Origin of the sequence: Novosphingobium album (ex Liu et al. 2023) (assembly GCF_029076845.1) — a bacterium.
GTDB lineage: Bacteria > Pseudomonadota > Alphaproteobacteria > Sphingomonadales > Sphingomonadaceae > Novosphingobium.
In genome coordinates, this window is sequence record NZ_JARESE010000099.1 from 1 (window position 1) to 8287 (window position 8287).

Consider the following 8287-nt stretch of genomic DNA (forward strand, 5'->3'; position numbering starts at 1 on the left):
TGCCTGACGGCATCGCGCACATGCCCAAGCATCGGCGCAAAACGGGTCACACCGCATACGCTGCGGCATTCGTTCGCGGTTCACATGCTGGCCATGCTGATCCAGCGCCGCCTTGCCGAGGCTGCGGCACCAGTCGGCGCCATGGAAGGCTATCGCCAGTTGGTCGGCGATCCGCTGCAGCAGGTCCAGCGATTGCTCGGCCATTCAAGCCTCGCCACGACCTCGATCTATCTCGATCACCTTGCCACGCGTGCCGATACTGTCGATGCGGCGGTCGAAGAGCTGTTGGCACTCGTACCGGGCTATCTTCCATCATGACCGCTGCTCCACGCAAAGGGCGCAAGGTCAGTTTCGAGGCCGCCGCGACTGCGCCCGAGGCCGATCCATGGTCGCGGATCAGCACGCTGCGCTTCGTGATCGATCCGCCATACGGCGGCGAGTTGCTCGTGGATTTCACCGGCTTGCAGCCCCGTGGCCTGGCTCTTGCCTTTGCCCGCGGCCTGTTCATGCTGGTTGCCCCACGCGGCCCCATCCTGGTGCGTTCGTCGATCAAGACATACGTGACGCAGTTGCCGAGCTTCTTTGCCTATCTTGCCGGGACAGGTGACCGGATCAACGGCCCCGCAGATCTTCGTGCCTACCATATCGACGGGTTCGAGCGATGGCTCGCCGCGCAGGGCAAGTCGCGCGGGCACGCGCCGACCTATGTCGCCAAGGTCGTCTCCGTCCTTCGCCGCATTGCGGCCGATAGCCCCGAGCTTATTGATCCTGGTTTGCGGGAACGGCTGCGCTTCGTCAGCTCACACCCCCACGTTCGCCCCCGTCCACGCGATGCCTACAGTCCGTTCGTCGCTCGCCAGCTCCGCGATGCGGCACGCGCCGATCTTGTTGCGATCGAGGCGCGCCTGCGGTCAGGGTCGCGTTTCGACGAGGTGCCGGAGATAGAAGCCGCTTACCGCCAAGCCCACGCTGCCATCGACGCGCGCGGCGTGCTGCACTACCGTGACCCCGCATATCAGAGCCTGTATAAGCTGCGGTGGATTCGCGAACTGAGCGGCGCAAGGTTCAACCTGAGCCTCCACGCTGCCCACTACCTTACCGCACACGACGTCGTGCCGCTTCTCGTTCTGCTCTCGCTGGAGACGGGGCTCGAGCTGGAGTGTTGCAAGTCGCTCACGATCGATTGTTTGCGCAATGCTTCGGGCGGTACCGTCGATGTCGCCTATACCAAGCTTCGCGCCCACGGTGCCGAGCACAAGACCATCCGGGTCCGTGATGGCGGCTCATCGACACCGGGCGGCCTGATCCGGCGGATCATCGCACTCTCCGCCAAGGCCAGGGTGCATAATTCCAGCGACAACCTTTGGGTCTATTATCAGACCAACGAGATCACCGCTGGTATCCGCCATCCGCGCATGACGATCGACGCCTGGACGCAGCGTCACGGCATTGTCGATGACGCCGGTCGACCGCTATTCCTGCGCCTCTCGCAGCTACGCAAGACACACAAGGCCTTGTGGTACCTCAAGACCGAAGGGCACATGGCCCGCTTCGCCGTCGGCCATACCGTCCAGATCGCGGCACGGCACTACGCCGATATTCCGGCCCTCAGACCGCTGCACGAGCAGACCGTGGCGGATGCCCTTGAAGAAGCGCTGGCCGGGCCAAGGATCCTTCTTCCTCCAGAGGAAGAGCGACTGCGCGGCGAGTTGGCGAGCCCCACTCCGGATGATGAAGGCGTCTCGCGCGCACTTCTCGACGGCGAACAGGACGTCTGGCTTGCCAGCTGCGGCAACTTCTATTCCAGTCCCTTTACATCTGCCGGTACCGCGTGTCCCACGCCGTTCTGGGGGTGCCTAGATTGTCGCAACGCGGTCATCACCGCGCGCAAGCTTCCCGCCATCCTCGCGTTCCTCTCCTTCGTCGATGATCAGCGAGCCGGCCTGAGCGCGGCCGATTGGGCAGCCAAGTTCGGCCATGCCCGTGACCGCATCGTTCAGCAGATACTGCCCGCCTTCGGCGACGACGTGGTGGCAAGGGCCCGGGCGCAGGTCACGGCCGAGCCTCCCACGGTTTATCTGCCGCCCGAGGCCCGCGCATGACCGCCCTCCAGGTTCTGGCGGAGGGCTGCGATGAACGTGATGCCCTCCCGGTGCTCCTGTCCGCACCGCTGCGCCCCGGCTTCGATCGCGCGCATATCTCGCGATACGGCGATCCGGTCTGGGATCTGGCTCCCGGCGTGTTTCGCGACAATGCCCGGCGCTGCCATGTCACGGTACATTTTGACGGCATCGACGACCCATCCATCGCCGATGCCCTGCGCCAGATTCTCCATGCGCGGCTCAATGTCGATTTGCCCGGGCACCGTTCTCGGCTTGAGCCGGCGGGAGTGCGCGGCGAGGCCAACCGGACCTTGCGCTTTTTCGACTTCGTAAAGGCTCAGCTGGGTCGTTTCGATCTCGGCCGGGTCGATCAGGCCTTGGCCGATCGCTACGCCTGCTCTTTGCGCCTTGCCGGACAGCGTCCGGTTGCGGCGGCAGCGCTGCTGCGGATAATCTTCGACCTGCATGAGTTGCGGCACCATCTGCCGACTGCGTGCCTGTCCTTTGAGCCATGGCCCGGGCGCAGCCCGTTTTCGGTGGCGGGAGCAAAGCATATCGCCGGAGAGAACCGGACGCCGCGCATTCCGGAACCGATCATCACCCCGCTGCTCGCCTGGTCGCTGCGCTACGTGACCTGCTATGCAGATGACATCCTCGCCGCGCGGGCGGAACTCGATCGCCTCGAAGCAACGCGAGACCGTTTGGTTGCCGCTGAGGCGGGTCTTGATCATGCTGATCGACGGTCGCGGCAACGCAAACGCCTCAACACCTATATTGCCGCCTTGCGGCGACAACGGCGCGGGGTTCCGATCTGGACCACCCCACACAACGGCACAACGCGGACAGATCCGCAAAGCGGCGAAGTCACGCCGCCGATCAACTACCACCTGATTCACCTCCATGCCGGCATCGATGCGCAGGCCGAACCTGCCATGCACCTTGGCCTCACCACCGGCGCGCCGGACCTCATCGCCGCCGCCATTGCAGAACTCGGCACCGAGATCGGCGGGATGGATACGCCCATTTCGGCCGATCCCGATACCGGCCTGCCCTGGCGCACCCGCTTCGACGCCAAGGTCCTGGCTCTCGAAGAGGTCATGCTGCAGTCGGCAGCCTACGTCGTTTGTGCCTATCTCTCAGGCATGCGAGATAGCGAGATCCAGGCGATGAAGCGGGGATGCCTGTCCATCACCAGAGCAGAAGACGGTGCGATCTTGCGGCATCGCATCAAGTCCACCGCCTACAAGGGCAAGCGCGGGGGCGGCGAGGAGACCGAGTGGGTCACGATCGCGCCGGTCGCCGAAGCCATCGCCGTCCTCGAACGGCTTTCCGCGCGGGCGGGGCAAGCGCGCGGAACAACGACCTTGTGGCCGGTCCTCGCGCTTCGGGCCAACACCAAGACGCACATTTCTGCCGAGATCGTCCGGCAACTCAACCGGTATCGCGATCATCTCAACGACCGGTTCGGAACGGCGCAGGCACCGATCATCCCTGTCGGACCCAATGGCGCGCCCTGGCGCCTGACCACTCGCCAGTTTCGCCGGACCATCGCCTGGCACATCGCCAACCGGCCCTTTGGGACGATTGCCGGCATGATCCAGTACAAGCACGCCAGCGTTGCGGCGTTCGAAGGCTATGCCGGCAGCAGCCGGTCCGGATTTCGGGGAGAAATCGAAGCCCAACGCGCGCTTGGGCAGATCGACGATATCCTCGTCTACTTCGACGAGCGGCAGGGTGGTGCGCGTCTTGGCGGACCTGCCGCGAACAGGATCGGAGCCGCACTCGATACTGTTGGCCACGAGTTGGCGCCGCTACCCGCCATGATTGCCGACCGGCCACGCCTGCGCACGATGCTCGGCAGTCTCGCGCGGACATTGCATGTCGGCCCGCTGGCCGATTGCTTCTTTGATCCGGCAACGGCCCTTTGCCTCAACCGGATTTCGGAACCGGGTGCCACCGGACCAATGATCGCCATGTGCGAGCCGGTCCGCTGCCCCAACGCCTGTATTGTCGAACGGCATCGCCCGGCCTGGCAGCGCGGAGCTGACGAGGCGCGGCTTTTGCTGCGCGAGAAGCGGCTTCCAGAACCGCAGCGGGTAACGCTTCAGGCCGAGGTGGCAAGGATCGAGCGTCTCCTCGAGCAGATCGCGCCCGGTGCCGCCACACCTCATAGCGGCATGGCGGGAGAGGAAGAGGAGGCTGGTTTTCGGGTGACGGGCTGAAGGAGCGGAAGAGAGTTTCCCTCCGCCCGACGTGGAGACCGCCATGTTCCGATCCCACCCTGCGACGCCGCGAGCTGACGTCTATTCGCGCATCACCACCGAGATTGTCTCCGCCATCGAAGCAGGCGCAGGCGACTGGCGCATGCCCTGGCACCATGATGGCGCTGCCACGACGAGGCCGCAGAACGTCACCTCCCGCCGTCGCTATCGCGGTGTCAATGTGCTGGCGCTCTGGATTGCCGCTGAAGCTAGCAGCTATTCCAGTGGTCTTTGGGGGACCTATCGCCAGTGGGCAGCGCTCGGCGCACAGGTCCGCAAGGGGGAACGCGGAACCACCGTCGTGTTCTGGAAGCAGACCGCATCACGCGCCGACGATGATCATGACGACGGCGAAGCCGGCCCCGGCCGCATGTTCGCCCGGGCCTTCACCGTGTTCAACCTCGCACAGGTCGAGGGCTATGAACCCGCTCCTGTCGCGGTATTGCCCGAGAGCGAGCGGTTCGAGCACGCCGAAGCTTTCGTCGCGGCCCTCAAGATCCCGATCACCGAGGGCGCCTATGATGCGCACTACCGGATCGATCTCGATCACATCTTCATGCCAGCCTTTTCGACGTTCCGGGATGCATCGGCGCAGATGGGCACCCTTCTGCACGAAGCCGGCCACGCTACGGGCGCAAAGCACAGGCTCGACCGCAATTTTGCCGAGAGGTTCAAGCGCGACAGCTTGGCGATCGAGGAGATCTGCGCCGAACTGACAGCTTCGTTCGTGCTCGCTGACCTCGGGATCGCCCACCATCCGCGCGCCGATCATGCCGCATACGTGGCATCGTGGTTGCGCGTGCTGAAGGACGACCCTCGCGCCATCTTCACCGCCGCCAGCAAGGCACAAGCCGCAGCCGACTGGATGCACGCCCAGCAACCTCAACCCGAGGAATTGGCGGCGTGACGCGCGTCCGGAAAATTGACGTCGGAAGTCAGATTGGGGCTGGACTGTCAGGATATGTCGCGGAACTCTCCAGCGCCATGCTGGGCGCTGAGCTGGGGCTGCCGGTCACGCACCTCGATAGCCACGCGAGCTATATCGAGCATTGGCTCAAGCTTCTGAAGGACGACGACCGCGCCATCCTGACCGCTGCGGCCAAGGCCGAAGAAGCTGCGAGCCTGCTGCTGAAGCTCGGCGGGAGGGCCATGCCTGAACAGTTTGACGACGCGTCCGTCGACGCTCTTGCGGCCTGAGGGAGGCTGCTATGGGCCGATCGGTCAGCTATCCCAGCGGTGCAATCGTCGCCTTCACCGTGCTCGAGGTCGAAGCCGAGGACGACTGGGAATTTGAGTACGAATGGCTGCGCGAGGATCTGCGCGAACGGGCATCCAGAGCCTTTCCGTCCCTGATCCCGCATGATGCCTGGCGCGGTCGGGAGGACCGGATCCTCATGCGCAATGCCTACGCCGATTTCGGCGTATCGGTCTATGGCGGGCTGGTGGCCGTCTGGATAGTGGAACGCGATGACGGGGCCTATTGGGACGCCGATTGGCGCACGGCCCGTTCACCCCGCGCACAGCGCTGGCTCTCCCAGATCGCATCCCGCTTCGATGCCTTGTTCGGCGACTATGATTGCCTCGGGCATATGTCGAACGGCGAGGGGGTTTACACCAAGCGCGCAGCTTGAGCTCCGCGAGTTGGTCAGGCGCAGCGCTTTGGGTTGCCACCCCTGACTGAACTTTGCCGGCCGCTCATGGTCTGTCGCCATGCGAGAGAGGCCCTGGGCCAGCCGCCAGTCTTGCGCAACCCGGCTTGGGCGGGCCCGTGTTGGCCTTGCCCCTTCGGGCTCAAGGCCTGCCCGCGCCAGCCCGCCAAGCCGGGTTTCCCCTGACGGGTGCGCAATCCTGCCTGAAGCTGGCCCTGACGGGCTCTCGCTGGCGCAGCCATGAACGGGTGCGTCGGCCTCACGTCAGTCAGGAGGAAATCCCATGCACACGCCATTTCCCGACCAACTCGCCGGGCTCGATCTCGCCGGCTTCTCCGTCGGTCCTGCTCCCCTATCGACAAGCGATTTCCCAGTCCGGGAGGCGGTCGTCCAAACCCTCGAAGCGGTCTGGTCCGATCTTTTCGCCATGGTGTCCGGGACCGCTCTTGAAGCCGACGCCGAGGATCTTGGCTGGGCCTTCGTCAACATCTTTCACCGCTCCGCGGAACGCAAATCGACTGCCCTTGACCGGGCGACCGACGAGGTCCGCGCGCTGATTGCTACGGCCGATGGATCCGAGGTCCACACCCATGACCTTGAGACCCAGGTTGAGCGGGCGCAATGCGCAGAAAGCGCGATGCAGGCACTCGAAGAGATGCGCGAAGTCGCAGCAGGCCTATACCTCAACGAGTTCGGTTCCTCCTGGAAGCCAGTCTCCAGTTCTCGCTTCAATCACAGTGCAATGCTGACCTCGGCGCTCGTCGAAGGTCGCGACTTCCTGCGCGCCCGCGCCGAGGCCAAACGCCGTGCGGCGGTGCCCGAAGGAACCCCGGTCGTGTTCGCCGGAGGGCGCACCCGTCATGCTACCGAAGACGATGCGCTGACCTTCGGCAACAATGTCTGGGCCACGCTCGACAAGGTCCGCGACCGCGTGCCGGATATGGTCTTGATCCATGGCGGCGACACCAAGGGCGTCGACCGTCTGGCTTCGAGCTGGGCTGAACGTCGCGGCATCCCGCAGGTGACATTCTCGCTGGATATGCGCCTGGGCGCCCGTGCCGGCTTCAAGCGCAACGAGCGGATGCTTTCCCTCGATCCGCGCTACGTCATTGCGTTCCCGGGTAATGGCGTACTCGAACGCCTGGTGATCGAGGCCAAGGCTCGGCGGATCACCGTTGTCGATCGCCGCGGGCCCCTCGGTACCAATCCGAAGAACACTTCGGCAAGGACCGACTAGGGCCCTGACGGTCTTCGCGCCAGCGCCGGATCGGCGCTGGCGTCGCCCATCAGAGGAAAGGCGTGCGCCTGTCGGTTGGAGCCAGCAAATGGTCGTTGGCTCCTTTCTACAGGAGGTATTCCATGATCGATATCGAGGCCGTGATGGCCGACTTTGCCGTTCTTCAGGCCCAGCGGGAGGCCCAGGTGGTCGCAGAGATTCAGCAGCTCAAGACCGTCACTCTCCCGCGCTTGCAGGAAGCCGGAATCGCCCGCGTCGAGATCCGCTTTGACGGCTGCGGCGACAGCGGTGCTGTTGAGGAATGCGCGTGCCTCGATGCCGCTGGTGCCGCGATCGCGTGCCCCGATGTCACCATTCTGGAAGACGAAGCAGGCAACTCGGATGGTGACGGTTCCGCGGAGCTGCACTCACTCGGCCAAGCTCTCGAGCAGCTGACCTATCTGGCGCTCGAACGTCACCATCCTGGCTGGGAGATCAACGACGGTGCCTGCGGCGAACTGGTGATCGATGTGGCTGAAGCGACCTTCGTGCTCGACTGCAGTCTGCGCTTCACCGCGACCGATGATCACAGGACCGAGCTCTAGGAGACCTGGCATGGCACATTGCTACTACCACGCCCTCTCGTCGGTCCGAAAATGGGGCGGCACGGTCGATGACTATCTCCCGCTGCACCAGTGGTTCGACCAGTCGAAGGCAATCCTGGCAGACCCACGTCACCGCGCGCTGCGGCACCATGCCGAGGGGATATTCATGCTCGAAACCCTGTTCGGCGAGACCCTCGTCAATGCCGATGGCCGGGTCGTTCCGGTGCGTCTGGTCGGCGAACAGCACGTACGCGAAGACCTGGGCTCGATCCCCTCCTTTGCGGACTGGGCGCGCTTGATCACACCGCAAACCTGGATGCTTCGCGGCAACCCTCTGGACGGCGCTGAAGGGGTGACGATCGATATGCCTCTCCCCGGCGAAGCAGTTTTGTGCATGGCGGTGACAAAACCAGCCAGTGGAGCGCCGGCATTGTGCTGAGCGCGGCGGAGTAAA

General features: G+C 64.4%; 7 protein-coding genes and 2 pseudogenes. All 9 read left to right on the top strand.

Annotated features, from left to right (window positions below):
- Positions 1-318 (top strand): annotated as a pseudogene (locus PYV00_RS23870) (integrase); the annotation flags it as partial.
- Entirely contained in the window at positions 315-2102 is a 1788-nt protein-coding gene (locus PYV00_RS23875; protein ID WP_066769810.1) for a hypothetical protein, read from the top strand. The pseudogene PYV00_RS23870 and the gene PYV00_RS23875, both read left to right, overlap by 4 nt.
- A complete protein-coding gene (locus tag PYV00_RS23880) occupies positions 2099-4324 on the top strand; it encodes an integrase (protein WP_275230849.1) in 2226 nt (741 codons plus the stop codon). Before PYV00_RS23875 ends, PYV00_RS23880 begins: the two co-directional genes overlap by 4 nt.
- A gap of 43 nt (positions 4325-4367) precedes the next feature.
- A complete protein-coding gene (locus tag PYV00_RS23885; RefSeq protein ID WP_066769817.1) occupies positions 4368-5270 on the top strand; it encodes an ArdC family protein in 903 nt (300 codons plus the stop codon).
- Positions 5271-5326: 56 nt separating this feature from the next.
- Positions 5327-5560, top strand: a pseudogene (locus tag PYV00_RS23890) (zincin-like metallopeptidase domain-containing protein); the annotation flags it as partial.
- Between the two features lie 11 nt (positions 5561-5571).
- Positions 5572-5994, top strand: coding sequence for a hypothetical protein (locus PYV00_RS23895; RefSeq protein ID WP_275230851.1), 423 nt, complete (start codon positions 5572-5574; stop codon positions 5992-5994).
- 301 nt (positions 5995-6295) lie between these two features.
- Positions 6296-7249 carry a DUF2493 domain-containing protein gene (locus tag PYV00_RS23900; RefSeq protein ID WP_275230852.1) on the top strand — a complete coding sequence of 318 codons (954 nt, stop codon included), beginning with the start codon at positions 6296-6298 and terminating at the stop codon, positions 7247-7249.
- 122 nt (positions 7250-7371) lie between these two features.
- The gene (locus tag PYV00_RS23905; protein WP_275230853.1) at positions 7372-7833 is read left to right on the top strand and encodes a DUF6878 family protein; all 462 of its coding nucleotides are present in this window, start codon (positions 7372-7374) and stop codon (positions 7831-7833) included.
- Between the two features lie 10 nt (positions 7834-7843).
- On the top strand, positions 7844-8272 hold the full coding sequence (locus tag PYV00_RS23910; RefSeq protein ID WP_275230855.1) for a DUF6915 family protein: 429 nt from the start codon (positions 7844-7846) through the stop codon (positions 8270-8272).
- Positions 8273-8287: the final 15 nt, after the last annotated feature.

Bases quoted from the DNA above. Each gene is read 5' to 3' on its own strand.
- PYV00_RS23875 (WP_066769810.1), top strand. From the start codon at position 315: ATGACCGCTGCTCCACGCAAAGGGCGCAAGGTCAGTTTCGAGGCCGCC.
- PYV00_RS23880 (WP_275230849.1), top strand. From the start codon at position 2,099: ATGACCGCCCTCCAGGTTCTGGCGGAGGGCTGCGATGAACGTGATGCC.
- PYV00_RS23885 (WP_066769817.1), top strand. From the start codon at position 4,368: ATGTTCCGATCCCACCCTGCGACGCCGCGAGCTGACGTCTATTCGCGC.
- PYV00_RS23895 (WP_275230851.1), top strand. From the start codon at position 5,572: ATGGGCCGATCGGTCAGCTATCCCAGCGGTGCAATCGTCGCCTTCACC.
- PYV00_RS23900 (WP_275230852.1), top strand. From the start codon at position 6,296: ATGCACACGCCATTTCCCGACCAACTCGCCGGGCTCGATCTCGCCGGC.
- PYV00_RS23905 (WP_275230853.1), top strand. From the start codon at position 7,372: ATGATCGATATCGAGGCCGTGATGGCCGACTTTGCCGTTCTTCAGGCC.
- PYV00_RS23910 (WP_275230855.1), top strand. From the start codon at position 7,844: ATGGCACATTGCTACTACCACGCCCTCTCGTCGGTCCGAAAATGGGGC.